The following is a 928-nucleotide window of genomic DNA, read 5'->3' as shown; positions in this document are numbered from 1 at the left end:
AAACTATCCGCTCGTGCTGCCGCATGAGCCGGAGACCCTGTATGTCGATGACGATGGCGGGGGCAGACTTCCAGACCATCCAGGCGGCGGTGATCGCCGCATATGCCGGTGACACCATCGTGGTGAAGGCCGGCGCCTACACCGAGAATGTGCTGGTTGACAAACAGCTCACCATCCGGTCCGAGGATGGTTCCGATGCGGTTACCGTGACCGCCACCTCAGCGGACGCTCCGGTATTCGATCTCAATGCCGACGGCATCATCATCGAAGGCTTCTCCGTCAGAGGACTGACCAACGAGCATGTCGCCGGTATCGAGATCGTTGACTTCGATGACTGCGAAGTGCGCTACAATGACTGTGCCAACTGCTACAACGGTATCCACATCGGAAACGCGGTAGAGGAGACCGCCACCGGCAACATTGTCGAAGAGAACTACTGCCATGACAACACCAGACGCGGTATCAGCCTCCGGGACCAGGTCAGCGGCAACACCGTCTACAACAACACCTGCAGAAACAACGAAGATGGCGAGATCTGCATAAAGGATACTCCCCCCCATGACAACATCATCTGGGCCAACACCTTCGACGGCACCGTTGAGATCAAGTACGGTAACATCTTCCACTCTCCTGAAGAGGTCACCTACACCTACGGCGACACCGAATTCACCGGCTATGTCGGCAACTACTACACCGGATACTCTGGTGAAGACGGAAACGGCGACGGCATCGGCGACACGCCGATGTCATACGGCACCTACAAAGACGAATACCCCCCCTGATGGGTGAATGGAACACCAACGTCATACAGAAGGCCGCACCGGTTGTCACCGTGATCACCATCACTCCTGAAGCAGCCGAACTCGAAGAAAATGAGGAATGGCAGTTCTCTGCCTCAGGCTATGACCAGTACGAAGAGAGCATGGCC

1 protein-coding gene is annotated in these 928 nt (G+C 56.5%); it reads left to right on the top strand.

The features are described 5' to 3' along the window. On the top strand, positions 1-782 hold a 782-nt coding region (locus JCM10550_RS16495), incomplete at its 5' end, for a nitrous oxide reductase family maturation protein NosD (RefSeq protein ID WP_218185279.1). Between the last annotated feature and the right edge of the window lie 146 nt (positions 783-928).

It is taken from the genome of Methanogenium cariaci JCM 10550 (assembly GCF_001315945.1).
GTDB classification, from domain to species: Archaea; Halobacteriota; Methanomicrobia; order Methanomicrobiales; family Methanomicrobiaceae; genus Methanogenium; species Methanogenium cariaci.
The sequence above is the reverse complement of the archived record's forward strand: the minus strand, read 5'-3'. Positions and strand labels throughout refer to the sequence as shown.